Below are 25,661 nucleotides of genomic sequence, written 5' to 3' on the forward strand. Positions count from 1 at the left end.
CTGCCATTTACAGAAGCCAGAATTCACTTCTCTTATAATCCAGTACCCCTTCCCGGCGGAGCTTTGACAGCTCCGCCGACATGGCGCTTCGGTCCACACAGAGATAATCTGCCAGTTCCTGCCGGTTAAAGGGGATCACAAAATGCCGCTTCTTTTCTTTTTTTGCAGTCTCTGACAGGTAGGACAACAGCTTCTCCCTGGTACTCCGGCGGGACAGGCAGGTAATCTTTTCACTGAACGCCACGTTCTTTCCTGCCAGGCTCGTCACCAGATTGCGAAGCATCTGCTGATGGCAGGGACAGGCCGCCGGACAGACAGAAAGCACCTTTCCGATATGCATCCAGCAGATCTCGCAGTCTTTTTCCGCGATCACGCTTCCCTCCAGCACGATCCCGATCCTGTCCGGGATCTCTTCTTCAGACAGGATCATCTCCTGGCGGCGGTACTTCTTCCTCGTACTGTCCATACAGACAAGAAGTTTTTCCAGTTCTTCGCCTTTGATGCCCCCAAAAAGAGTCGCCTGCGCCTCTGCCTGCCACGAAGGAGCCATCCAGATGATAAATGGCAAAGCAAAGCTGATCCGGGATGACTACTGCGACGGACTGGGAGACTGCCTGCCGGCCTGTCCTACCGGAGCCATCACGTTTGAAGAGCGGGAGGCTGCAGCTTATGACGCCGAAGCAGTACAGCTTCATCTGAAACACCGCTCTGCCAGAACATCGCCCAAATCGCCTGCTCCACAGAGCGAACTCACCCACTGGCCGGTCCAGATCCGGCTGGCCCCGGTAAATGCGCCTTACTTTAACGGCACAGACCTTCTGATCGCCGCAGACTGCACCGCCTACGCCTACGGTGATTTTCACCAACGGTTTATGAAGGACCACGTCACCTTGATCGGGTGTCCCAAGCTAGATCCGGTGGACTACTCTGAGAAACTCTCAGACATCCTCCGGCATAACGACATCAGAAGTCTGACCATCGTCCGCATGGAGGTTCCCTGCTGCGGCGGGATCGAGCGGGCCGCCACAGCCGCTTTAGACGCCAGCGGCAAACACCTCCCCTGCCAGGTCGTGACCATCGGCATGAACGGCAGAATCAAAGAGTAGCACCCGGCAGCCAAACGGTTCCAGCGCAAGGCTTCCCTGGATACTTTCTCCGTTCTCGGCATCCGTCCATCTTCCGATCCCTTCCACAGTCACCGGCTCGTTCTTAAAATTCATAACGAACACAACCCGCTTCTGATGCGGATCATTTGCGTCTCCTGCCGTGCACCGTTCTGTTACTGACACGCCATAAGGCAGTCCGGTTCCCAGCGGATTCTCAAGCCCTGCCTCCTTTAATACATCCTGGTAAAATGCCCCGAGAAACGCAAGGTCAGATCCGGCAGCCAGATAATAAGCTTTGCCCTTTCCATAGGGATTACAGGTTACCACCGGGTATCCGGCATAATAATCCCGCTCATAGACAGACAGCACGCGGGCCGTCTCTTTTGCATGGACCACCTCGCACAGATTCCGCGCCGGATAGCTTTCTCCCCGGTAGCAGAACTGATTTTCAAACTCCTCGGAAGGCGCGTCTGTTTCTTCCTGGATCACGCCAAGCACATCCTCCAGCGGATGGTGTCCGGTAAAGCAAAGGTCTGTCTCATTTACCACGCCGCTGAAATAGGTCGTGACATAGATGCCGCCCTTTTCTACAAAATCCCGTACTTTTTCCGCATAACCGGGTTTGTACATATAATTCAGGGGCGCGCACACCAGCGCATATCCACTGAGATCATCGTCCATATCTACGATGTCCGCCTCGATGCCCTTCTCCCAGAGCGCACGATAATGCTCTGTCACACAGTCCGGATAATTCAGATCCAGTCTGGGGCCGGACATATCTTCCACCGCCCACCAGTTGGCCCAGTCAAAAACGACTGCTGCCTTTGGCCGGTTCACTGTTCCTTCCAGAATCTCTCCTAACCCTTCCAGTCTCTTTCCTGTCTCCGTCACTTCCCGGAAGGTGCGGGTATTGCTGCCGTTCTTATGATCCACAACTGCCCCGTGAAATTTTTCAAACGCCCCTCTGCCTTTACGCCACTGGAAATACAGCACGCTGTCGGATCCATGGGCAACGGCCTGCATGGAAGAAAGCATATGCATACCCGGTCGTTTCAGGGGATTGCAGGTCCTCCAGCTTACCTGGGAAGGCGTACTCTCCATCAGGAGGAAGGGCTCTTTTTTCAGGCTGCGCATCTGGCTGTGATTCAAAGCAGCCTGCACCGCCACCGGCACCTCGTCCTTTTTCTTATGCCAGCAGGGATAATTATCCCAGGACACAATGTCGATTTCTTTCTGCAGCCGGTGATAGTCTATGCTCTTGAAAAAGTACATAAAGTTCGCTGTCGCCGGCCGGTCGGAATACTCCGCCACCGCACGGCGCTCCATCCCGCAGAAATCGCTGATCTGGTCTGACACAAACCGCCGCCAGTCCACCACCAGTCCGGTAATGGTAGTCTCCCCGTTTGGAGCCGGGCTGTGGATCTGATCCCAGTCTGTATACATACGGCTCCAGAACCTGGTCCACCAGGCGTTGTTTAAGGCCTCCAGCGTTCCGTAGCGTTCTTTCAGCCACTGGCGGAATGCCTGCTGGCAGAGTTCACAGTGGCAGGCGCCATCCGCGAAGTTTCCGCCCAGCTCATTGGAAAGATGCCAGAGGATCACATTTTCTTTCATCCCAAGCCGTCTGGAAAGTTCCCGGTCAAGGGCGCTTATCTTTTCCCGCATCACCGGGGAAGTGTAACAGAAGTTGTGGCGTTTTCCCGGCAGATTCCTGCGGCCGTCCGCCTGCACCTGCATCACTTCCGGATACCGGGCGGTCAGCCAGTGCGGCATGGCGCCGGAAGGGGTGGCAAGGATCACCTGGATCCCCGCCTTTCCCAGATTGTCAATGATCTCTTCCAGCCAGTCCAATGTATACGTTCCCTCTGATGGTTCCAGAACCGCCCAGGAAAAGATGCCAAGCGAGACGCAGTTGACATGGGCCTCCTGCATCAGTCTTATGTCTTCCTCCAGAATCTCCGGATGATCCAGCCATTGTTCCGGATTATAATCTCCGCCGTGAAGCAGATGTCCTCTTAACATAATCTGTCCTCCTTATCTCTCTAGCAGACTCCCCTGAAGGAGAAGCAAAATTCCATCTTCTTTCCTGCATCCAGAAGGTATTCCGGATGGGTGCAGGATCCCCAGCTGTCATCGCCGCCGACGCCCATCTGTCCAAGCGCCGCGCGCACCACTGTATAATGTGTCTGCGGAAGTTCATAGGCATGCTTTGCATTTTCAATCTCGTGAGGTGTATAAGGCAGAGCGGAAAACATCATCGGGCCGCTCTCTTCTTCCATCTCAAAGATCATGCCGCGGCCGCTTCTGTCCGTAATCTTTGCCCAGCGGACCTGCTGCTTTGCCCCGCACTCCTGAGGCGTTACGTACCTGGCCATATTGTCTTCTACCAGATTCTCATAAATGCCAAGCTTGGCTCCTTTCATGCGGTCCGCGTAGGTTTCGTCCGGTCCCAGGCCGTACCATTTCACATGGTCGTAATCTGCGTCAAACTTGAACATCACGCCAAACTCAGGCATATCTCCCAGTTCCTTTGCCGGGTCGCAGGAGAGCCTGGTCCGGATCGTTCCGTCGCCCAGCACCTCATAGGAAAGCATACATTCACTGGCAGGCTTTGTGGGCATTTTATAGGTGTAAACAACCGTAACCGAATTCTTCCCGACTTCTACAGCCGGCTCCAGAAGACGCGGGAATCCGCCTTCTACATACTCATGATGATCCGCGTACATGCCGGCAGTCTTCCACTGGCAGTACCGCTGCGGCATCAGGCTGCCGTAGTCATTGTCAACAGGCGCGCGCCAGAAGTTCGGCTTCGGGATCTCCCGGATCATCTCACGTCCGCCCCACCGGTAGGAAACAAGGCCGCCGTTCAATGCAGAGAACATCACTTCAAAATGATCTCCCCGGACGCCGATGTTGTGTTTGCTCCGGATCACTTTCAGTTCACCGCAGTGGCATTTCTTCTCTCCCTCCACCTGGTACACGTACTGTCCAAACGCCGTCTCATGTCCGGCCGGCGCCCAGATGGTGCCTTCCTTTAACCGGAAGGATACGGTAACCGTATATTCCCCGGCACACTCCGCCTTTTCAAAAGGCAGCGGATAAACATCTTCACTAAGAGGCTCCGTATGAGTTTCCAGAACCGCTTCTTTGATCTTTACACCGTTTTTCTGAAGCGTAACGACGCACTGGAAACGGTCGGTATTCACAAAGAGATTCTTATTGATCACTTTTACGCTGTTTTCGGAAACTTCCGCAGTGATATTCTGATAATTAAATTTCACCTCCTGCATCTTCGGAGACGGCTCTCTGTCTCCTCCGTACACGATGCCGTTGGCGCTGAAGCTGTAGTCTGTGGGGCGCTCGCCAAAGTCTCCGCCGTATGCCTGGAACTCTTTGCCGTATCTGTCCTTTTTATACAGGGTCTGGTCAATATAGTCCCAGATAAATCCGCCCTGATATAAGGGCTCTTCATCGGACAGGTCCGTATACTTATGCATCGCTCCGCAGGAATTTCCCATCGCATGGGTGTACTCACAGCAGATGAACGGCTTGCTTCTGTCTTTTTGCAGGAATTCTTTGATCTTCTCTACAGAAGGATACATCTGGCTCTCCATGTCGCTGGAGTCATTGTAGCGGCGGTCCCAGAACACACCTTCGTAGTGGACCAGTCTGTCCGGATCTACTTTACGGAAAAATTCAGACATCTCGTAGATATCCTTTCCGCCGTAAGATTCATTTCCGCAGGACCAGATCAGTACGCAGGGGTGGTTCTTGTCCCTCTGATACATGGAATTGGCGCGGTCCAGAATGATATCCAGCCATTCCGGCTTATCATAAGGCACAATATAATCATAATCCCCGGTAGCCCCTGCTGTGTCCCAGGATCCGTGGCTTTCCAGATTGGTCTCATCGATCACATACAGGCCGTACTCATCGCAGAGACGGTACACGATCGAAGAGTTCGGATAATGGCAGGTCCGAACCGCGTTGATATTGTTCTGCTTCATCACAGTCAAGTCTTTGCGCAGTTCTTCTTCGGATACATTTCTTCCTGTGACGGAACTGAATTCATGCCGGTTTACCCCCTTAAACACGATCCTCTTTCCGTTCAGCATCATAAGATTCTCTTTCATCTCAAACCGGCGGAAACCGACTTTCTGCGGAATGATCTCCTTAAGTTCTCCGTCTTTCCCATATACCCGGATCGTAAGATCATAAAGAGCGGGATCTTCTGCGCTCCAGAGATGAGGTCTGTTAACTTCCCATGTAAAGGTGTCTTCCCCTGTAAGATCTTTTGTATCTTCCAGACAGAGTTTTCCCTTGTAGGACAGAGTAAAGACCGCGCTTCCCTCTCCCCAGGTCTGGCAGGATGCTTCCAGAACCGCCTGCTTCAGCGTCTCGTCCGGCAAAGCCCGGATCTTCAGATCCCGGATATGAACCTCCGGAACCGTATAAAGGAACACATCCCGGTATAATCCGGAGAAGCGGTAAAAATCCTGATCCTCGCACCAGCTTCCGCCGGTCCACTTAAAGACCTGCACAGCCAGCTTGTTTTTTCCTTCCTTTACATAAGGAGTCAGTTCAAAATCAGAAGGCGTAAAGCTGTCCGCCCGGTATCCCACATAAGTCCCGTTCATCCACAGCGCAAGCGCGCTCTCTGCTCCCTGGAAAGAGATAAAGAGCCGTTTCCCTTTCATGCGCTCCGGAACGGTAAAATATTTTACATAGCTTGCCACAGGATTAAAATACTCCGGAATCTCTCCGGGTCTGATATCCTCCCGGCCCTCCCAGGGATACTGAGTATTGGTGTACTGCGGAGAATCAAAGCCCTCCATCTGGATATGGGCGGGCACGCGGATATTGTCCCACCCCTCGCAGCTGTAATCCTCTTTTTCAAATCCCGGGATCACAGATTCATAGTTCTTTGCATAATGAAATTTCCACAGGCCGTTCAGGCTCTCTGTAAATGACGAACAGCCGTCCATGCACTCGCCCTCCGACGCATAATATAAATGATCGGAACAGGGGCTGACCCAGTTTCCATCCTGGAAATACTGAGGATCTTTCACTTTGCCGTAATCAAATATTTTCATAAAAACATACCCTCCTTCGGTGTTTTCGTTTTCTGGCGTTGTAGTTATTATAATAAAAATAGACAGCCTCATGTATGATATGTTAAACTTAATAATATAATATTTCGAAACAGGAGGACGATCTGATGACCGTTATATTCCGCAGCACCCCGGTAAATATTCCCTTCACCTTTGATTCCATTGGAAACCACTGGGACCAGCCCCCCGTATCCCGCCCCAAAGGCTATCCCTGCTACCACTATCTGCAGACAGAAACCGGCTGCGGGCGGGTGGAGACCTCTGTGGGGACTTTTCTCCTTCACGAGGGTGAGGGTCTCCTTCTTTCCCCCTTTATCCGCCACAGCTACCAGAAGGAAAGCGACCGCTGGCGCACCTGCTTTGCCTCTTTTACCGGCACGCTGGAAAGCAGCATCCAGACAATCGTCGGCAGCCGGCCCGCCGTCAAGGTGGAACCGGAACAGGGCCAGAAGATCGCAGAACTGATCACCCGATGCGTAAGCCTCTACTCTGCCGGGCAGGACAATAAAGAGGCTCTGTCCGTCAACTGCTACCGGCTGCTCCTTTCCCTGGCAGACGCGGCGCACACTTACAATCTTACGGATACGCCGGTCTACCAGCGGTATGTGGCGCCTGTGATAAAAGAAATCGAAAAAAACTATGCCCAGCCACTGACCGCTGCCTCCTTAAGCCGCCAGGTATTTGTCACCCCGCAGTATCTGTCCCGGCTGTTCCGCAAATATCTGAACTGCTCCACCATTGAATATCTGATCTTATTCCGGATCAGCAAGGCAAAAGAACTTCTGGTCACAGAGCCCCGGACAGAGGTGCAGGCCATCGCCCATCGCATCGGTTTTTCCGATGCCAGTCACTTTGCAGCCACGTTCCGCCGCTGTACAGGTCTCACTCCGGCGGAATTCCGCCGCCTGAACTGATACGCGTATCCATACTCTTCCCGTAATCACCGGAAGTGCAAAAAAGAAGATGGCTGTCATCAGCCATCTTCTTATCATTTTCCACAGATATTTTATTTTACCGCGCCGGTAATACCTTCTGCAAACTGCTTCTGCAGAACGAAGAACACGATCATTGTCGGTACGGAACAGAACAGTACGCCTACCATCAGCATACCATAATCTGTCGTATATCCGGAAGACATGTTCGCGATCAGCATCGGCATGGTCTGCGCTTCCGGCTGCGTCATGATTACCTTCGGCCACAGGTAGGAGTTCCATGCGTTCATGAAAGTAATAACAGCTGCCGCAGCATAGGTGGATTTCATCATCGGCATATACATGCGGAAGAAGATCTGGATCTCATTCAGGCCGTCGATACGCGCCGCTTCCATCGTATCAACCGGGAAGTTCCTGGAGTTCTGACGGAACATCATGATCAGGAACGGTGTGGAGATAGACGGAAGGATGAAGCCCCATACACTGTTCAGAAGGTGTGCGGAAGACAGCAGTCTGAACAGAGGGATCATCGTTGCAACCTGCGGGATCATCATGGCAAGCAGCAGGATGGAGAATACCAGGTCTTTTCCTTTGTCATGGTACAGCTCAAATCCAAAACCTGCCAGTGAACAGATCAGGATCGCAAGAACCACCTGCACGATCGCATAAACAAAGGAATTACCCATCGCCCGCCACAGATCATAGTTTGCGATCAGGTTGTTAAAGTTTTCGATCAGATGGCCTCCGATCGTGATCTTACCCTGGGCAACATCGAAGGATGTGTTGGTTGCCGCGGAGATCATCCAGTAAAACGGAAAAACCGAAAAGAATGATACAATGATCAGAAATATGTACGTAGGAATCAAACGACGCTGGATCATACTTATATTTTTTTTCTCAGTCACGTGTATCACCTACTTTCATATTGATAAATGCAAGGATCGCAACGAGGATAAATACGAAGAAGCACATTGCTGTCGCATATCCGAAGTTGGAAACTCCGCCGGTTCCGAATGTATTGTTGTAAATGTAATGAGACATGGTGATCGTCGAGTTGGACGGTCCTCCGTTTGTCAGGTTGACAGACTCATCGAACAACTGCAGCGTACCGTTGATGGACATGATAAATGTCATAACGATCGTCGGCCGCAGAAGCGGAACAGTGATCCGCCAGAATGTCTGCCATCCGTTGGCTCCGTCAATCTTTGCAGCCTCATATACAGAATATTCGATATTCTGCAGACCTGCCAGATAAAACACCATGTTGTAGCCGGTCCATCTCCAGATCAGCGCCAGGATGATCACGGCCTTCGCGCTGGTCGGATGACCAAGGAAATTGTAATTCTGTTCCAGAATTCCTAAATTTACCAGAATGGCATTGATCAGTCCGTCTGTCGCAAACAGGGATTTGAAGATCAATGCGTAGGATACAAGGGCCGTTGCGCAGGGAAGGAATACACAGGTACGGAAAAAGCCCTTAAATCTCAGATGCTGGTTGTTCAGAAGCTGTGCCAGCAGGATCGCAAGCACCAGCATGATCGGCACCTGAATGATCAGATACAGAAATGTGTTTCCGACGGAAGTCATGAACACTTTGTCAGAAAACATTCTTGTGTAGTTGTTGAAGATCGGATCGTTCCACTGAAGATTCGCGCTGGATCCGGTCTGCAGTGACATAATAAACGCCTGCACCATCGGCCAGAAAGCCATGATAGCGATCAGGATCGTAGCCGGGGTCAGGAACACCCAGCCGGCCGCTGACTGTTTGGCAAGCAGCGACATTTTCTTTTTCTCTTTCACTTCTTTGGCCCCTCCTTTTCTCTCTTATAAGGGGCAAAGGCATGGTCAAACCCACGCCTCTGCCTGATACTTTATCATCTCAGTATTCTTTTAGACTGCAAGAATTAATTGCCCATCTCAAAGTTCAACTGATCTTCTGCTTCCTGGAGAGCCTCCATGGTATCTGCGCCGTTGATGATATTTACGATCGCTGTTCCCACGTAGTTACGTGCGGAATAGTGATAATCGCTCTGCTCTACGATCTGTACGTTTGTACCCATCTCAACGATGTCTGCGTAGATCGGCTGGTTGTTGAAGTACTCAACGCCTTCCTGATATACTTCTGTCTCGCCGGCAGGAGCATAAGTAGAAATCACGCCACCATCTCTTAACGCGTTGTCATAGGTCTCTGTGCTTCCGCCAAATGTGTAAGCAAGGAAATCTTTTGCAAGATCTACATTGTGGCAGTTGGATGTAATATACAGAGAGGAACCGCCGTTACTTGCGTAACCTTCGCCGCCCTCAAGTGTCGGCATGGATGTGATCTCCCATTTACCGCTGTTTGCTTCTACCTTCTCGATAGTCGGGATGATCCAGTTACCATTCATAACACCTGCAACCTGGTCGCCCTGGATTGCTTTGTCTGTGTAGTCAGACCAGCTGTTCGGCATCAGAAGTGTGCCGTCTTTTGCCATCTGAACCAGTTTTTCAACGATCTCTACCAGTGTCTCGTTCTCTGTGATGTACGGTTTGCCGTCTTTGAACTGGGAAACGCCCTCTGCCTGCATCATCATGTACGGAAGGTCGTTACCGTCAGCGTTCATACACAGAAGAGCTTTGCCTGTCTTGTCATATACAGCCTTGCCGATCTCCATGAACTTGTCCCATGTGCAGCCTGTCAGGTCGTCGATGGTGTATCCTGCTTCTTCCAGAAGGTCTGTACGGTATGCGCATACAACAGTACCGTTGTCTACCGGCACACCATAATGCTCGCCGTCGATGGTGGAGTAATCCAGTTTCTCTGCAGCGAAGTCATCCCAGTTGATGTCGATGTCGCCAAGAGCGGTCCATGCATCCGGATAATCAGATACATATCTCTGGATGTAGTGATCCTGGAACAGTACCATGTCCGGAAGGTTGCTGTAATCGCCTGCGGATGCAGCAGTTGTCACTGCTCTTTCCACATCTTCAGAAGCTGCCTGCTCAAGAATCTCAAGCTCGAAGTCTTCATTCACATTCTCTTTGTAGTCAGCTGCCGCTGCCTCAAGAGCCGGAATATTGAAAGCCGGGTCCCATGCCATAACGGTAAGGGTGTTTTCGCCTTCCCCTGCTCCGCCTTCTGCCGCAGCGTCGTCACCGCTGCCGCTGTCTCCGCTTCCGCCACAGGCTGCCAGTGAAAATGTCATTGCGCCCGCAAGCAATACTGAAAGAATCTTTCTTTTCATAAAACTTACCTCCTATCTGATGTCCGGTATTTCTCTCCGAAACATCTCATGAAATTATTATACTAAGACTAAATCTTGATGTGTTTGCATATTCATACGTATGCTGTGCATTTTCGATCATCATTGTACATTGTGCACTGAAAACGAGGTAAGTCCTTTACTTTTTTATCCTAATCTAACAACCTTTTTCCGTATATTTCGCGAAATATATGGTAAATTATGCAAAGATCACCTTCCCTGGACAGATTCTTCTGATCGCATCGAGCATCTCTTCATCCAGATCCAGCAACAGTTTGATCTTCCTTCTCCCCTCCACGATGATCATCGTGTAATAGGGCACGTTATCATCATAAGAAGTATAGTCATACTTATGTACCTTCTCCGTCCCGCCTTTGGCGCGGTATTTTGCCACGCTTTCATGCCAGTTGGGCGCTGTAACTTCCATATTTCTTAAGTCCAGCGCGTGGTGTTCCCGCCGGTAATGGCCGCCCCAGATCACGCTGATGGAAAGGGTGGTTCCTTCCAGGACGTATTCATATTCTTTTTTACTGAAGGTATCAAAGATAAAATACAACAGGACCAGAAGAAATCCGGACAGCATAAATCCTCTGGACAGTGCGATCCCCATCAGCACAAACAGCACGCCAAAAAAGATCATCATCCCCTTCAGAAGTCCTGTGCCTGCTTTTTTCTTTCTTTTCACCTGTTTTGTGATCTTTGTCTGATACATCTTGTTACCATCCTTTCTCTGAGTGGATCCGGAATTTCAGGATCTGCCGTTCGTAATTCTCCGGCCGGTTTCTCCATTCCGCAGGCGAAACCCCTGTCACCCGCCGGAAATTCCGGTTAAAAGTAGAGCTCACCGTAAAACCGCACCGGGCCTGGATCAGCGCAATGGAGTCATCTGTCTTTTTCAGATACTCGCAGGCTGCATGGATCCGGACTCTGTTCAGGTACTCCAGCGGACTCATATTGAGGTGGCTGGAAAAGATCCGCCGCAGATGCGTCTCGCTGATATGGGCAAATTCGGCGATATCGCTCATCTTCAGATTCTCGCTGTAATGTCCGCTGATATAATCCATGATCTGAAAGATCAGCTTATCAGAATGCACCCGCCCTTCCGCGCCGATGCCTTCCGCCTCCTTCCAGTCTGTCTCCCCGCTTCTTGCCATTTCCACAAGCAGGGCAAGGATGAGGCCTTCTGCCTCTTCCTGGGAAAAGGCCTCCTTTTCCCGCGTCACATCCAGCACCATGCGGATCAGCTGCGCGGCCCTCGGATATTCCATGCTGCCGGCAAACACCGCCCGGCTGTTGATCCTTCTTATCAGCTGCTCCACATATCCCGGCGGCGCGTCTGTCAACTTTTTCATAAGCCCGTCCACGTCGATAAAGAGGTATTCCCAGCTGCTGAGCGTACCGGGCGTACTGTTCGTGGTATGCAGATAATTCGACGGAATGACCGTAAAATCGCCTCCGTGATATTCATAGTCCTGTTCGCCCAGCGTCATCACGCCGCTGCCGCTGTAGCAGAAACCGATCTCCAGGAAATTATGAAAATGAAGGAAATCGATCTCCCGCTCGTACTTCTGCCGCCATCTTTCTCCCTGAAGGGCAAAAAACACAGCGTTTCCAGGCATTTTATAATAGCGGTACTCCGCCATTTGTCTCTTTTTCTTCGCCATTTTCTTTCTCCCATTCTCTTATCTCTGCGCAGAACGACTCCGGAGATATTCCAGCCACTCCCGGATCTCTTTTTCATGACCGTTTTCCCCGGGCTCATAAAACCGGGCGCCTGCGATTTCGTCCGGCAGGTACTGCTGCTCTACGTAATGATCCGGATAATCATGGGCGTACAGATATCCTGTGCCGTGCCCGAGTTTTCCTGCTCCCTTGTAATGCGCGTCCTGAAGATGCGCCGGCACAGTGGTCTTCTGGTTTCTTACACTTTCCATGGCAGAAAAGATGGCATTGGTGGCTGAATTACTCTTCGGAGCCGACGCCACATAGGTCACTGCCTGGGATAAGATGATCTGAGCCTCCGGCATCCCGATCCTCTCCACCGCCTGGGCGGCCGATACCGCCAGCGTCAGCGCCATGGGATCAGCATTTCCCACATCCTCGGAAGCACAGATCATGATCCGTCTGGCAATGAACTTGATATCTTCTCCTGCATACAGCATTTTTGCCAGGTAATAGACTGCAGCGTCCGGATCCGACCCCCGCATGCTCTTGATAAAAGCAGAGATCGTGTCATAGTGGTTGTCTCCGGATTTATCATACCTGACCACCCGCTTCTGGATGCATTCAGAAGCCACAGGAAGGGTCAGATGGATCTTGCCGTCATCGCTTCGCCTGGTAGTCAGGATTCCCAGTTCCACCGCGTTCAGGGCGCTTCTTGCGTCCCCTCCGGAGATATCCGCAAGAAAGTCCAGGGCGTCTTCTTCAATGACTGCGTCATAGCTTCCCATCCCCTTTTCCCGGTCATGGACCGCCCGGAGGATCAGGGTCTTAATATCCTCCGGCTTCAGGGGCTTTAGTTCAAAGACCACAGACCTGGACAACAGCGCCCCGTTCACCTCAAAATACGGATTCTCTGTGGTGGCGCCGATCAAAATGATGGTGCCGTCCTCCACGAAGGGAAGCAGATAATCCTGCTGGCTTTTGTTAAACCGGTGGATCTCGTCAATAAACAGAATGGTTTTCTTCTGGTACATGCCCTGCAGGTCCTGCGCCTTTTTCACCACTTCTTCCATATCTTTTTTCCCCGCCACCGTAGCGTTGATCTGCGTAAATTCCGCACTGGTGGTATGGGCAATGACTTTGGCAAGTGTCGTCTTTCCCGTGCCTGGAGGCCCGTAAAAGATCACGGAACTTAATTTATCCGCCTGGATCGCCCGGTATAAAAGCTTATCCTTTCCTATGATATGCTGCTGCCCCACCACTTCGTCCAGGGTAACCGGCCGGAGTCTGGAGGCGAGCGGTGATTCTTTCTCCATATTCTGTTCCCGCATATAGTCAAATAAATCCATCGTTTCCTACCTTTCTTCCCATCCGGTCAGATCCCGGATCACTTCTCCTGCGATCAGAAGTCCTGCCACAGGCGGCACAAAGGAGATGCTGCCCGGCGTTCTCCCGGACACCGGGACGGGCTGTTCCTTCGAATACAGCACCTTTACCCCGCGGATCCCCCGGTTCTTCAGTTCCTTTCGCATCACCTTGCATAAAGGGCAGACGCTGGTCTTATGGATGTCTGTGATCTCAAACAGTTCCGGATGCAGCTTATTGCCGGTCCCCATGCAGCTGATCACCGGGACCCCCATTTCCTTTGCCTTTTCTATGACGCCGATCTTTGCCGTCACAGTGTCAATGGCGTCCACGATATAATCCGGGCGTACGGTAAAAATCTCTTCCAGATTGTCCGGCAGCACAAAGATCTCATAGGTAAGCACTTCTGTTTCCGGGCAGATATCCCGGATCCTCTCCTTCATCACCTGGGTCTTATACCTTCCCACTGTGCTGTGGTATGCGATGGACTGGCGGTTGATATTGCTGGGCGCTACCCGGTCTGCATCCACCAGGATCAGCCGTCCCACGCCGCCTCTTGCCAGAGCCTCTATACAATGGGAACCCACGCCGCCTGCACCCAGCACCATCACCGTGGACTTCCGTAGTTTTTCTATTCTTTCCGGGCCGATCAGAAGTTCTTCCCGGGCAAATTCATATGCCGTATCCTGCGTCATCCTATTCGTCTCCTCGTCTATGCAAGGGAAAAACTGCGGGAGTTCCGCAGTTTTCCATCACCTGTTATTTTTTCTTCACACTCCATCCGAACCGTCCCAGATCCTTTCCCAGACTGAAATACTCTCCATGGGAATATGCGATCAGTCCGGTTTCATTCAGTTCGAATTTTCCGTTTTTCTTCATATAAGCCTCGTCCACCTGCACGGCCAGGACACGGGCCAGAAACATGTGGTGGCTTCCCAGCTCTTTCACTTCCGTCACCTGACACTCGATGTTCACCGGGCTCTCCTCAATGAGAGGCGCATAGGCAAGCTTGCTGGCCTTTCCTTTTGTCAGATGCATGGCCTTCCATTTGTCAATGTCTTTTCCGGATCTGACTCCGCACCAGTCTGCCGCCCGCGCCAGCTTCTCCGTGGTCAGATTAACCACGAACTCGCCGGTCTTTCGGATCATCGGATAGGTGTGCCGTTCCGGGCGGACGGAAATGTACAGCATGGCCGGATTGGTACAGACCGTTCCGGTCCAGGCCACCGTCAGGATACCGGATTCTCCCTCCTGATCCGCCGCGCTGACCAGCACAGCCGGAAGGGGATAGAGCATATTTCCTGGTTTCCATATCTGTTTTCCCATAGTTTTGCTTCCTCTCCCCTCTTTATTGCTGCATGAAGCTGACCAGTGTGGGGATCAGCTGCTTCTTTCTGGAAACGACGCCCTTCAATATGATGGGGTCGGTATCTTCTCTTAAGTCAAAGGCCTCCAGCACCCGCTCTCTTGCGCCGGCTCCGCAGCACAGAAGTTCCGTGGATTCGTCCAGGATATCCGTCAGCATGAAATAGATCATCTGCAGATTGTGGGCTTTCAGCACCTTGGGAAGATGGGGCGTAAGCTTCTCCCGGATCTCCGCCAGTTCCTCTTTGTTCATGGAGTTGATCTGGCCCACGCCAAACACTACGTCATTCACCGTAAACTGTTTGAAATCCTGGAAGCAAATCTCTTCCGCGCTCTTTCCCTGCAGGTTGCTGCCTGCGCGGAACATCTCTCCCGCCAGCTGCTCCAGATCGATCTCCGCGATCCTTGCCAGCTTTTTCGCCGTCTTCTCGTCTACCGGCGTACAGGTCGGCGACCGGAACAAAAGGGTATCAGAGATGATCGCCGAACACAGAAGACCCGCGATGGTCTTACTGATCTTCACTCCTGCTTCCTGGTACATCTGATATATGATCGTGGCGGTACAGCCCACCGGCTGATTCCGGAAAAAGACCGGTCCCACAGTCTCGATATTTCCCAGTCTGTGATGGTCCACGATCTCCACGATCTCCGCCTCTTCGATGCCGTCCACGGCCTGGGATTTTTCATTGTGGTCCACCAGGATCACCTTTTTCTTGCTCACATCCAGGAACCGCCGTCTGGAAATAAATCCGCGGAAACGTCCGTGCCGGTCCAGGATCGGGAAATCACGGAACTTTTTCTTGGTCATCACGTCCTTGATGTCGTCCACGTAATCCGTAAGCTGGAAGGTGGTCAGCGGCATTTTCGTCATGAAATATTTCACAGGAATGCTCTGGTTGATCAGCCTGGCTGCCGTAAAGGTATCATGGGGCGTGCGGATGATCACAATGCTCTGCTCCTCCGCTTTTTTGATCAGTTCGTCCGGCACCTCTGCATTCTGGCAGATCACCAGACAGCTGGCGTCAATGTCCACTGCGCAGGCCTGGGACTCGTAGCGGTTGCCCAGGATCACCAGATCGTCCTTTTCGATGAACCGCTCCATCAGATCCGGGTTGGAAGCTCCGATGGTCACTTTTCCCTTGGTGAATTTTCCGTGCTCATTTCCCGTTACCAGCGTTCCGTCCAGCGTCTTGATGATATTTCTGTACTGGGTCTTGGCCGCGGACAACACCCGGTTGTCATAAACGTCCATATAGGATGTGGCGATATCTCCGGTAGAGATCACACCCACCAGTTCCTCGTCCTTCAGAACAGGGATCGTTTTTACGTTATTTTCTTTCATTTTTTCCCAGGTGTCCTTGATGGAAAACTGAGGATCCACGCCGTCGATCTTATGGATATCGATATCCTTTACCTGCAGCTTTACATTCTGCAGAAGCGGCGGCGCATCCACGCCAAACCGGTTCAGCACATAGGCGGTCTCTTCATTGATCAGACCGGCTCTTCTGGCCACATACTCCTCTCCTGTCACCTGTTTTTTCAAATATGCATAGGCAATGGCAGAACAGATGGAATCCGTATCCGGATTCTTGTGCCCCACCACATATACTTTTCCTGATTTTTTGCTCATAAGATTCTACACCTCACTCGCCTTTCCGCATGGAAAGGGCTTACTCTAAAGTAAAGCTTGCCATCTTTTTCGTTATTCGTCAACCACAAATTTGGATAAAGAAATGATTTTTCTTTGAACATCTGCGCCAAATTGTGCTATACTAAGAGAAACGTGCATATACATGATAGTTAATGAAGAAAGGAACACGATTATGAGCGAAGAATTATTACAGGAAGAAACAACAATGGCTGACCTGGAGGAACATTTTGACAATGCGAATCCGTGGAATGTTGTGCAGTCATACATGGAGAACAAAACCGTTCTCCCGGTAAAGGTAGAAGGGATCGTAAACGGCGGAGCGATCGCCATGGTGGAAGGCCTGAGAGGCTTCATCCCCGCTTCCAAGCTTTCCTTATCCTACATCGAAGATCTGGAGACCTACCTTTTAAAAGACATTGAGGTCCGGGTCATCGAGGTAAACCAGGCAGAGGAACGCCTGATCTTATCTGCCAGAGAGATCTTAAAGGAAAAAGAAAAGAAAGCCATGGAGGAAAAGATCGCAGGCCTGAAGACAGGCACTGTCCTCACAGGTAAAGTAGAAAGCCTTCAGAACTACGGCGCGTTCGTCCGTCTGGAAGACGGCCTGTCCGGTCTGGTCCACGTATCCCAGATCAGCCAGAAACGGGTAAAATCCCCCAAAGACGTGCTGAATGTAGGCGACGAGGTGAAGGTAAAGATCATCGGCATCAAAGACGGCAAGATCAGCCTGAGCATGAAAGCCCTGGAAGAACGGGAAGAAGCTCCTGTAGAAAAGGTAGAAATTCCCAAATCCGAGAACATCGGCACCAGCCTGGGCGATCTCTTTAAAAACCTGAAATTGTAAACAAAATGTGAACTGGGACGTAGACCTTTTACAAAGGTCTACGTCCCAGTTCACATTTTGTTCACATTTATCTTGCGCATTCGCCGCCGGTTCCCCGCAGGATATCCAGCCCGTGATCCAGCTGGGGCAGAAGAAACTCCAGCGCTTCCGCCACTGCCTTTGGGCTTCCCGGCAGGTTGATGATCAGGGTCTTTCCCCGGATTCCGGAGACCGCCCGGCTGAACATGGCCCGGGGCGTGATCGTCATAGAATAATTACGGATGGCGTCCGCGATGCCGTTTGCCATCCGGTCGCAGGCCTGGATCGTGGCTTCCGGCGTCAGATCCCGTTCGGAGAATCCGGTGCCGCCGGTGGTGAAGATCACATCCATCTGCCGCTGGTCCGCCAGACGGATCAGCTGGCTCTTTAACGGCTCAATGCCGTCTGCAAGAAGCAGTGTCTCCCGAATCTGATATCCGGCCGCTTCTGCCAGTTCACAGATCTTCGGGCCGCTTTTGTCCTCCCGCTCTCCTTTTACGCCCTTGTCACTTAAGGTGATGACCGCGGCTGTGTAGGGGCGGTCCGGGGACGGCGCCTCCATCTCTACCGCGTCTCCCTTACGGATCCGCCCGCCTTTTACCACCTCCGTAAACACGCCTTCTCTTGGCATGATACAGTCTCCCATTTTCTTATAGATCTCACAGTGGCTGTGGCATTCTTTGCCGATCTGCGTCAGTTCCAGTACCGCCTCGCCGATCCGGAACCGGGTTCCCACCGGAAGCCTGCGAAGATCGTATCCCTCCACGATCAGGTTCTCTCCAAAGGCTCCAAAGTCCACATCCGCTCCTTTTTCACGAAATGCCTCGATCTTTTCAAAGGACAGAAGGCTCACCTGGCGGTGCCAGTCTCCGGCATGGGCGTCGCCCTCGATCCCCCAGTTCTCTTTTAAAATCGCTTCGTTTACCTCTTTTTTCTGTGTGCCTCTCTTCTCGCTGACACAGATTCCAAGTACCTTTCCCATCGTATCCTCTATCCTCCTGCTCTATTCTTCCAGACAGGACAGATGCGCCCTGCACTCTGGATCTTTTTCCACCTCAATTTTATCAAATTCACCGTTTAACCCGTCGTACTGCAGCATTGTCCCCAGAAGAAGTTCCTTCCTTCCAAGGATCTTTTTCACCGCCTCTACCGCCTGCAGGCATCCGATCACCCCGGCTGCGGCGCCAAGCGCCGGCACAGGTACTGGACTTTTTCCCAGATGATACCCGAGACATTCCAGACAGGCCGTTTCCCGGGAAATGTCCATCACATACCCGTAGAATCCCTGCACAGCTCCTTCCACAAGGAAAATATCCTCTGCAAGGCAGTATCTCCCGACAATACATCTGACTGCAAGGCTGTCCACACAGTCCACCACAACATCCGATCCTTTCAGGATCTGGCCGGCATTTTCTCCTGTCAGAGAGCAGGCAAATGCCTCCACGCGGATCCCCCGGTTCATTCTCCTTAACTTTTCCGCCGCCAGATCCGCCTTTTTCTTCCCGATGTCTTCTTCCCGGTAAAGAAATTGCCGGTTCAGATTTGTATCAGAAACAATATCTCCGTCCACCAGGCGTATCGTCCCCACACCGGCCTGTGCAAGATAGGTAAGAACCGGCGAGCCCAGGCCGCCGCAGCCGATCACAGTTACCACAGCACGTTCCAGTTTTTTCTGTCCCTCGATCCCGATCTCCGGCATCAGGATCTGCCTGTCATATCTCATACACATTCTCCCCGTCTTTATATCAGGATGATTTTTCCGGCATTCTCTGTGCCATATCCGCCTGCTTCCTTCACCCGGGACTTAAACTGCTCTGACTGGAGTGCCTGGATAAAATCCTGGATGAAGGGAAGTTCCAGATTTTTCCTTTCAATGGCAAAATCATATTCCTCTTCTCCCACTTCTATAAAAGAAAGGTCCATGGCTTTTGCCGCCGCATAGATTCCCATCGCAGCGTCCACTCCCCCGTCCTTCACAAGGGCTGCCGCAGCCATATGGGTTGCCGCCTCCAGTTCATATCCTTCAATCTGCTCCGGACGGATGCCAGCCTGTTTCAGAAGATGATCCAGAAGCACCCGGGTGCCCGCGCCGCGCTGCCGGTTGGCATACCTGCATCCAGGCAGATCTTCCACACCACGGATTCCTTTGGGATTGCCCTTTTTTACCATCAGCCCCTGGATCCGGCTCACACCCTTGATCAACGCCATCTCCCGGTCCGGAAAGATCCGCTTCAGATAGGCAATGTTATAAACGCCGGTTTCTTCATCCAGAAGATGCGTAGGCGCGATGTGGGCTTCTCCCCGCTTCAGCGCCATCAGTCCGGCCATGCTGCCAACATGCGTACTGGAAAGATGTACGCCCGGAAACAGATCCGGCAAAAGATCTGCCAGAAAATCCATGATCAGATCGTGACTTCCCACGGATACGATCGTATGGCGGATCTCATCCTTCGGCCGCCACAGTTCCACCTGCACCTGTTCCCCGGCCTCATAGCCTTCCAGATTCTGATCGATGATACATACACCGTCCGCCTTTACCAGGCTGGTGGCCGCGGCCGCTCCTCTGGCAAGGGGTGACGCCACCAGGCGTCCGTTCACCTCTCCTACCTTTACCCGTACATATTCTTTATGCTTCAGAGAAGAAACAAGGCGTTTGGATATGACTGCCTGCTCCAGCGGACGCGCCTTAAGACTGCTGCCTGTAAAAAGCTCTATGACCGGCTTTACAAAAGTCTCAAAATCAATATATGCAGACACCGGATACCCGGGAAGTCCGATAACCGGTTTGTGATCCACAATCGCCAGAATCACCGGCTTTCCAGGCTTAATGGCAACCCCGTGGATCAGAACCTCCCCCAGTTCCCGCAGTACATGCACCGTATAATCCTCCGTACCCGCGCTGGATCCGGCGTTCACGATCACCAGATCATCCCTGGATACCGCCTCTTTTACCGTTTCCCTGATCTTTTCATAATCATCATGAATGATCGGGAAACGGTCCGGCTCTCCTCCATACTGCTGTACCAGCGCCGCAAACATCCCGGAATTAGAATCTATGATCTGACCGTCTTCCGGTTCCTGTCCCGGCGGGATCATCTCTGTGCCTGTGGGAATGATCCCGACACTAGGAGAGGCATGAACCCTGACTTGCAAGATTCCTCCGCCAAGAAGCACGCCGATATCCACCGGACGGATCCTATGATGACCGGGCAGCAGCATCTCTCCGGCCACAATATCTTCTCCGATCGGCCGGATGTGATTCCAGGGCGCGACAGCAGCCATGATCTGCACCGTATCTTCATCTATTTCCAGCAGATCCTCCGCCATGATCACCGCGTCATAAGGCTCTCTGATCGGATCCCCGGTATCTACCACCTGAAAATCTTCTCCCCGCCTTAAGACCAGCGGATGTTCTTCGCTGGCTCCTCTTGTCTTCTTTGCTTCTACCGCGATCCCGTCCATCGCAGACGCATTAAACAGCGGAGAACAGAGCCTTGCATAAACCGCTTCCGCCGTAACTCTTCCAAGGCTCCTGTCAACGGGGATTTCTTCCGTTCGAATGGAAATACATTCTTTCACTGCCCTGTAATACCGTTCTTTTGCCTCCTCTACAGGCGTTGTATGCAGATATAGATTTCGCTTCTCCATCTCTTCACCTCCTCAGATCAGGAACACTTCCACCATTTCTCCCTTTTTCAGGCCTTCCTGATTCTCCGGGATCACAATATATCCGTCTGCTTTCGTCAAAATACTGATCAGTCCGGATCTTCCAAACACCGGTACTGCTTTTGTCCTGCCGTCCTCTCCGCGAAGAAGCTGTACCGTCTGACAGACGGCTCTTCCAGGCGCCGCAGGAACATTAACGGTAAGTTCTGCCGGCACAGGCCAGGACTTTTTCCCGCCGCTTATATCTTCCCACAGCCAGCCGATCAGAAGCTGAAATACGATCATTGCTGCGGACGGGTGCCCGGGCAGGCCCAAAAGGATCGTTCCGGTCGGCACATCATATCCCAGGATCGTAGGCTTTCCTGGCTTCAATGCCAGGCCCTGCGTCAGGATCCCTTCGCTTGCAAGTGTCCCGATCACAGATGCTGTCTCGTCTTTTTTCCCTTTGGAACTTCCTCCGGAAACAGCCACAATGTCACTTTGTCGCATCGCACTGCGTACCGTTTCCTCCAAAAGCCCTCTTTCGTCTTTTAAAAGAAAGCAGCCGCTCACGTCAAACCCCATCTGTCTGGCAATCGCCTCCAGACCGTAATTATTGATATTGCGCACCTTCCCCGGTTCCATCCTGTCTCCCGGCGTGATCAGTTCATCACCGGTTGCAATAATGGTCACGCTCCAGGGTTTTACTATCGTTACGCTTTCCTCTCCGACAGCCGCCAGAAGGCCGATCTCCTGCGGTCTTAAACGGGTTCCCTTTGTCAGGACTTTTTCGCCTTCCTGTACATCATCCCCTGCGTGCACAATATTTCCTCCTGCCGGAACCGAATGACAGACCGCAGTCTCTGTTTCAGAAAACAACTCGCAGTATTCTATCATAACAACCGCGTCCGCCCCTTCCGGGATCATGCCGCCGGTCGGAATGTACATACATTCTCCCGGACAGATCCCGTGTTCCGGCACACGTCCCATCTCTATCTCCCCTGTGATCCGAAGGAAAACAGGGACACTGTCTGAGGCGCCTGCCGTATCTGCGCTTCGCACTGCATATCCATCTACCGTAGATCTGTCAAATCCAGGTACCGGCTCTTTTGCGTACACATCTTCCGCAAGGATCCCGCCGAGGGCCTCTTCAAGCGGAACTCTCCGCCTCTTTACTCCCTGACCCTGCACAGCCTTCTTTAATTTTTCTCTGGCTCTGGCCACAGTGTCTACCTGAAGCAGTTTCATTTTTCCACCACTCTTCCTTTTTCCATATGATGGACGACCTCACACAACTGGTGGACCGCCTCCATCTGATGACTTACAATGACCCATGTGATTGGATCTTTCTTCTGGATCTCCCGGATCATCTCCGTAAAGAGAGCCTCGCTCTCCGGATCCAGATTGGAAAATGTCTCATCAATCAAAATAATCCTGGGGCGGAAAATCACAGCCCGCAGGAAAGAAAGCTTCTGTCTTTCTCCACTGGATAAGGATCTGGCATACTGTTTTTTCTGTGCCAGAAGCCCTGCTTTTTCTAACAATTCGTCTACCCGCCCTTCTTCAGGCCGGATCTTTCGAATCTGCAGTGGATAGATCAGATTTTTATATACGGTTGTGTCCATCAGATAAGGGCGCTGGGACATCATCGTGATCTCCCGGGAAGTCACCCCTTCATAATCGATCCTTCCCTGATCCGGCTTATAAATTCCCGCGATCGTCTTAAGAAGAACCGTCTTTCCACAGCCGTTGGGGCCGATGATCCCGTGGATCCGCCCCGGTTCTATATCCAGGTGATCGATCTGAAGTCTGAATGTTCCTATTCTTTTTTCCAGATCAGTAATTTTCATCTTCCTGTTCCTCCCTCTGCAGCATATCACAGATCCACTGAAGGACAAACGCCATCAAAAGAAGCAGGATGCCAAGCGCTACGCCTTCTGTAAATATCCCCTGACTTTTCAAAAGAGAAATCGTTGTCGTCATGGTACGGGTACGTCCCCGGATATTTCCTCCTACAAGCATGACCGCGCCCACTTCACTGATGGAGCGTCCAAACCCTGTCACCATGCAGAAATAAATTTCTTTCCGTAGTTCTCTTATGATAAGCCGGATGGTCTGCCATCTGTCCGCTCCCATGGTTACGGCAAATTCCCGGATAGAAGGAGCAGATCTTCGGAGATAAGAATAGATCATGCCGCAGATAATGGGGGTGATGATCAGCGTCTGGGCGATCACCATCCCCTGGATCGTAAACAACAGCGACAGAGGACCAAGCGGTCCTCTACGCATCAGCAAAAGATAAACGATCAATCCGACCACTACAGGCGGAGAGCCCATCAGTGTCCGGTTGATGCGGATCACGATCTTTTTCCCCGGAAAGCGGAACCGCTCCAGCAGGATCCCGAACGTGATCCCCAGTACAGAAGCAATCGCAGTGGAGCAGACTGCCATCGTAAACGTCACTCTCACAGCACTCAATATATTCGGATCCGACAGTACGTTTTTCAGCCAGTCTGCCATCTTCACTACCTCCTGTTACGCGTCTGTTCCTGCATTGGGTGTAAACAGAGCCTGTCCGTACTCTTCTACCCCGTATTCACCGATCAGTTCCTGCACTTCATCAGAACAGATCCACTCGATAAAGTCATTCGCACCTTCATTGTTCACTTCCGGATATTTTTCCGGATTAACAGCGATCACGCCATATTGATTCAGCAGACTGTCATTTCCTTCACATACAATGTCAAGCTGATAGTCAAGGGTTGCATCCTGGCTCTGCTTCAGCCATGTGCCGCGGTCGGTCAGGCAGTATGCCTGCTGCTCGTCCGCCATGGTAATGGTAGCGCCCATACCCTGTCCGGATTCTACATAATTCGGATCTGTTGCCGGGTCAAGTCCCAGTTCTTCCCAGATTCCTTTTTCCTTCTTATCCGTACCGGAGTCATCACCTCTGGACACAAACGGAAGCTGATCGTTTATGATCTGCGTAAAGACTGCATTGATATCATCCGTCTTCTCAATCGGTGAAGAAGGTCCTACCACGATAAAGTCATTGTACATAACCGGAAATCTCTCGACTCCGTATCCCTCTGCCACAAATTCTTCTTCACTGGATTTGGCATGTACCAGCACCACATCTACGTCTCCGCTCTCACCCATGGCAAGCGCTTCGCCGGTACCGACTGCCGTCCATTCCAGATCCCATCCGGTATCCTCTTTGAAAAGAGGCTGAAGATAATCCAGAAGGCCGGTATCCTCTGTACTGGTAGTCGTTGCCATCATAAGCGTTCCCTTGTCTTCCGGCGCCGTTTCTTCTGTCTTGGCATCGGTATCTTCGCTTTCCGCAGACTCTTCAGACTGTCCAGCACAGGCTGTCAGTCCAAGACACATCACTGTTACCAAAAAAGCTGCTGTTAACTTCTTCATAAAAATCTCCTCCTTTTCAGTCAGCTGTTTTTTTGTTTTGCCATTTTCCCAAAAGAAAATGGCCTCTGAAAAAGAAGACCACACAAAATGAACCTGTTCCATTTGCGGATATTCTTTTCAAAACCGGAAGGCATCTTCTTTTCAAAAGATCCCCTTTGGCCTGCTGCCATGACGTGTTCAGTTTTAGGCAGACAGGCTCGAATTCCTGCAATCTGTATGAAATTGTATGCCGCCTGCAAATGCCTTCTTCTTTTTCCCCCTTCCTTCCTGTAGTTATCCTCCGATCTCAAACATATCTTTCTGTTCAAAATCCAGAGAATCCTTTTCTTCAAAATGATGGCAGGCCGGCTTGTAATAAATCGCTCTTTCTACCGCCTGTATCAGTTCTTCTTCCGAAATCTCCGCGCGTACAAGTTCCCTTAAATCCTCCCCTGCCGCATACTGAAGGCAGGGTTTTAAGAACCCCTCCGCTGTCAGACGGATCCGGTTGCACTCTGAACAGAATTTATGAGAAAGGGCGCTGATAAACCCGATCTTTCCTGCAAACCCTTCAAACTGGACGTATTTCGCAGGCCCGTTTCCAAAATGCCCGCTGGCTGTCTGCTCCCGGCCAAAAGCGGATCTTAATCTTTCCAGAACCTCTTCTTCAAAACCAGTCTGGAAATTTTTCCCAAGCCCCACCGGCATCATCTCAATAAACCGGACGTCCACAGGGCGGTCCTTTGCAAGTTCTGCGATCTTTATCCACTGGCTCTCATTGATCCCGGGCAGCAACACACAATTAACCTTCACCTTCAGACCCGGACAGGCGATCGCCGCCTCCAGGCCCTCCACTGCCGACGCAAGCGCATCTCTTCTTGCAATCTGCGCATACATCCCGGGATCCAGCGTATCCAGACTGATATTGACCGCGCTGACCCCGGCTGCCACAAGATCCTCCAGCTGCTCTTTTAACAGAACGCCGTTTGTAGTAACGGTTACTTCCTCTATCCCTGGCAGGGCTTTTATATCTCCTGCAAGCCCTGCCAGATTCTTTCTGACAAGGGGCTCTCCCCCTGTCAGTTTGATCCTGGTAATCCCCGCTGCAGCAGCTGCATTTACGATCCTTGTGATTTCTGCATATGTGAGAATATCCTGGTGGGACACCTGGTCCACTCCTTCTTCCGGCATACAGTAAATGCAGCGCAGATTACAGCGGTCGGTAACCGACACTCTCATGTAATTGATCTGTCTTCCGTATTGGTCTTTCATGAGTCGGCATCCTTTCTTCCTTAAATAAAACGTGATCGAAACA

The 25,661-nt window shown here is 51.6% G+C and carries 23 protein-coding genes and 1 riboswitch; of the genes, 3 read left to right on the plus strand and 20 right to left on the minus strand.

Annotation, left to right across the window (positions count from 1 at the left end; translation table 11 throughout):
* Nucleotides 1–7: 7 nt before the first annotated feature.
* Nucleotides 8–568 carry a Crp/Fnr family transcriptional regulator gene (locus tag H6A13_RS02075; RefSeq protein WP_243424707.1) on the minus strand — a complete coding sequence of 187 codons (561 nt, stop codon included), beginning with the start codon at nt 566–568 and terminating at the stop codon, nt 8–10.
* Between H6A13_RS02075 and H6A13_RS02080 the strand changes: the two genes are divergently transcribed.
* Nucleotides 501–1,106: an ATP-binding protein gene (locus H6A13_RS02080; RefSeq protein WP_204907963.1), complete on the plus strand. Its 606-nt coding sequence runs from the start codon at nt 501–503 to the stop codon at nt 1,104–1,106. The genes H6A13_RS02075 and H6A13_RS02080 overlap by 68 nt on opposite strands.
* Here H6A13_RS02080 and H6A13_RS02085 read toward each other — a convergent pair.
* Together H6A13_RS02085 and lacZ are read right to left on the minus strand one after the other, a co-directional pair.
* Nucleotides 1,035–3,128 (minus strand): beta-galactosidase, encoded by a 2,094-nt coding sequence (locus H6A13_RS02085; RefSeq protein WP_204907964.1) that lies wholly within the window; start codon nt 3,126–3,128, stop codon nt 1,035–1,037. The two genes, H6A13_RS02080 and H6A13_RS02085, sit on opposite strands and share 72 nt — an antisense overlap.
* A 20-nt stretch (nt 3,129–3,148) precedes the next feature.
* Nucleotides 3,149–6,199, minus strand: a complete 3,051-nt coding sequence (lacZ, locus tag H6A13_RS02090) for a beta-galactosidase, LacZ type (RefSeq protein ID WP_204907965.1) — start codon at nt 6,197–6,199, stop codon at nt 3,149–3,151.
* 125 nt (nt 6,200–6,324) lie between these two features.
* On the opposite strand from lacZ, the gene H6A13_RS02095 reads away from it, so the two are divergent.
* Nucleotides 6,325–7,131, plus strand: coding sequence for a helix-turn-helix domain-containing protein (locus H6A13_RS02095; RefSeq protein ID WP_204907966.1), 807 nt, complete (start codon nt 6,325–6,327; stop codon nt 7,129–7,131).
* A 92-nt stretch (nt 7,132–7,223) separates the two neighbouring features.
* Here H6A13_RS02095 and H6A13_RS02100 read toward each other — a convergent pair whose 3' ends face one another.
* The 9 genes from H6A13_RS02100 to H6A13_RS02140 all read right to left on the minus strand — a co-directional run bounded on the left by H6A13_RS02100 (nt 7,224) and on the right by H6A13_RS02140 (nt 16,413).
* Nucleotides 7,224–8,054, minus strand: coding sequence for a carbohydrate ABC transporter permease (locus tag H6A13_RS02100; RefSeq protein ID WP_420827212.1), 831 nt, complete (start codon nt 8,052–8,054; stop codon nt 7,224–7,226).
* Nucleotides 8,047–8,949, minus strand: a complete 903-nt coding sequence (locus tag H6A13_RS02105) for a carbohydrate ABC transporter permease (RefSeq protein ID WP_476703424.1) — start codon at nt 8,947–8,949, stop codon at nt 8,047–8,049. The genes H6A13_RS02100 and H6A13_RS02105 overlap by 8 nt, the downstream gene beginning before the upstream one ends.
* Nucleotides 8,950–9,053: 104 nt before the next feature.
* Nucleotides 9,054–10,373: an ABC transporter substrate-binding protein gene (locus tag H6A13_RS02110; RefSeq protein WP_204907967.1), complete on the minus strand. Its 1,320-nt coding sequence runs from the start codon at nt 10,371–10,373 to the stop codon at nt 9,054–9,056.
* 217 nt (nt 10,374–10,590) lie between these two features.
* Complete coding sequence (locus H6A13_RS02115) at nt 10,591–11,103, minus strand: hypothetical protein (protein ID WP_204907968.1); 513 nt, start codon at nt 11,101–11,103, stop codon at nt 10,591–10,593.
* 4 nt (nt 11,104–11,107) lie between these two features.
* Nucleotides 11,108–12,055, minus strand: coding sequence for an AraC family transcriptional regulator (locus H6A13_RS02120; protein ID WP_204907969.1), 948 nt, complete (start codon nt 12,053–12,055; stop codon nt 11,108–11,110).
* 18 nt (nt 12,056–12,073) lie between these two features.
* A complete protein-coding gene (locus H6A13_RS02125) occupies nt 12,074–13,402 on the minus strand; it encodes a replication-associated recombination protein A (protein ID WP_204907970.1) in 1,329 nt (442 codons plus the stop codon).
* A gap of 6 nt (nt 13,403–13,408) precedes the next feature.
* Nucleotides 13,409–14,113, minus strand: a complete 705-nt coding sequence (locus H6A13_RS02130) for a tRNA threonylcarbamoyladenosine dehydratase (protein WP_204907971.1) — start codon at nt 14,111–14,113, stop codon at nt 13,409–13,411.
* A gap of 64 nt (nt 14,114–14,177) precedes the next feature.
* A complete protein-coding gene (locus tag H6A13_RS02135; RefSeq protein WP_204907972.1) occupies nt 14,178–14,744 on the minus strand; it encodes a flavin reductase family protein in 567 nt (188 codons plus the stop codon).
* Between the two features lie 22 nt (nt 14,745–14,766).
* Nucleotides 14,767–16,413 carry a putative manganese-dependent inorganic diphosphatase gene (locus H6A13_RS02140; protein ID WP_204907973.1) on the minus strand — a complete coding sequence of 549 codons (1,647 nt, stop codon included), beginning with the start codon at nt 16,411–16,413 and terminating at the stop codon, nt 14,767–14,769.
* Between the two features lie 193 nt (nt 16,414–16,606).
* Here H6A13_RS02140 and H6A13_RS02145 point away from each other — a divergent pair, with 193 nt between their 5' ends.
* Nucleotides 16,607–17,278, plus strand: coding sequence for a S1 RNA-binding domain-containing protein (locus H6A13_RS02145; RefSeq protein WP_204907974.1), 672 nt, complete (start codon nt 16,607–16,609; stop codon nt 17,276–17,278).
* A gap of 67 nt (nt 17,279–17,345) precedes the next feature.
* Here H6A13_RS02145 and H6A13_RS02150 read toward each other — a convergent pair whose 3' ends face one another.
* The 8 genes from H6A13_RS02150 to moaA all read right to left on the minus strand — a co-directional run bounded on the left by H6A13_RS02150 (nt 17,346) and on the right by moaA (nt 25,618).
* Nucleotides 17,346–18,278, minus strand: coding sequence for an MOSC domain-containing protein (locus H6A13_RS02150; protein ID WP_204907975.1), 933 nt, complete (start codon nt 18,276–18,278; stop codon nt 17,346–17,348).
* Nucleotides 18,279–18,299: 21 nt separating this feature from the next.
* Entirely contained in the window at nt 18,300–19,019 is a 720-nt protein-coding gene (locus H6A13_RS02155) for a HesA/MoeB/ThiF family protein (protein ID WP_204907976.1), read from the minus strand.
* A gap of 17 nt (nt 19,020–19,036) precedes the next feature.
* Nucleotides 19,037–20,944: a molybdopterin biosynthesis protein gene (locus H6A13_RS02160; protein ID WP_204907977.1), complete on the minus strand. Its 1,908-nt coding sequence runs from the start codon at nt 20,942–20,944 to the stop codon at nt 19,037–19,039.
* A gap of 12 nt (nt 20,945–20,956) precedes the next feature.
* Nucleotides 20,957–22,189 (minus strand): molybdopterin molybdotransferase MoeA, encoded by a 1,233-nt coding sequence (locus H6A13_RS02165; protein WP_204907978.1) that lies wholly within the window; start codon nt 22,187–22,189, stop codon nt 20,957–20,959.
* Nucleotides 22,186–22,791 (minus strand): ATP-binding cassette domain-containing protein, encoded by a 606-nt coding sequence (locus tag H6A13_RS02170; RefSeq protein ID WP_204907979.1) that lies wholly within the window; start codon nt 22,789–22,791, stop codon nt 22,186–22,188. The genes H6A13_RS02165 and H6A13_RS02170 overlap by 4 nt, the downstream gene beginning before the upstream one ends.
* Complete coding sequence (locus tag H6A13_RS02175) at nt 22,778–23,461, minus strand: ABC transporter permease (protein ID WP_204907980.1); 684 nt, start codon at nt 23,459–23,461, stop codon at nt 22,778–22,780. The genes H6A13_RS02170 and H6A13_RS02175 overlap by 14 nt, the downstream gene beginning before the upstream one ends.
* Before the next feature lie 15 nt (nt 23,462–23,476).
* Nucleotides 23,477–24,367, minus strand: a complete 891-nt coding sequence (locus tag H6A13_RS02180; RefSeq protein WP_204907981.1) for an ABC transporter substrate-binding protein — start codon at nt 24,365–24,367, stop codon at nt 23,477–23,479.
* A 94-nt stretch (nt 24,368–24,461) separates the two neighbouring features.
* Nucleotides 24,462–24,582: riboswitch (molybdenum cofactor riboswitch) on the minus strand.
* Between the two features lie 58 nt (nt 24,583–24,640).
* Nucleotides 24,641–25,618 (minus strand): GTP 3',8-cyclase MoaA, encoded by a 978-nt coding sequence (gene moaA / locus H6A13_RS02185; protein ID WP_204907982.1) that lies wholly within the window; start codon nt 25,616–25,618, stop codon nt 24,641–24,643.
* Nucleotides 25,619–25,661: the final 43 nt, after the last annotated feature.

Origin of the sequence: Mordavella massiliensis, from assembly GCF_016902415.1 — a bacterium.
GTDB classification, from domain to species: domain Bacteria; phylum Bacillota; class Clostridia; order Lachnospirales; family Lachnospiraceae; genus Merdimonas; species Merdimonas faecigallinarum.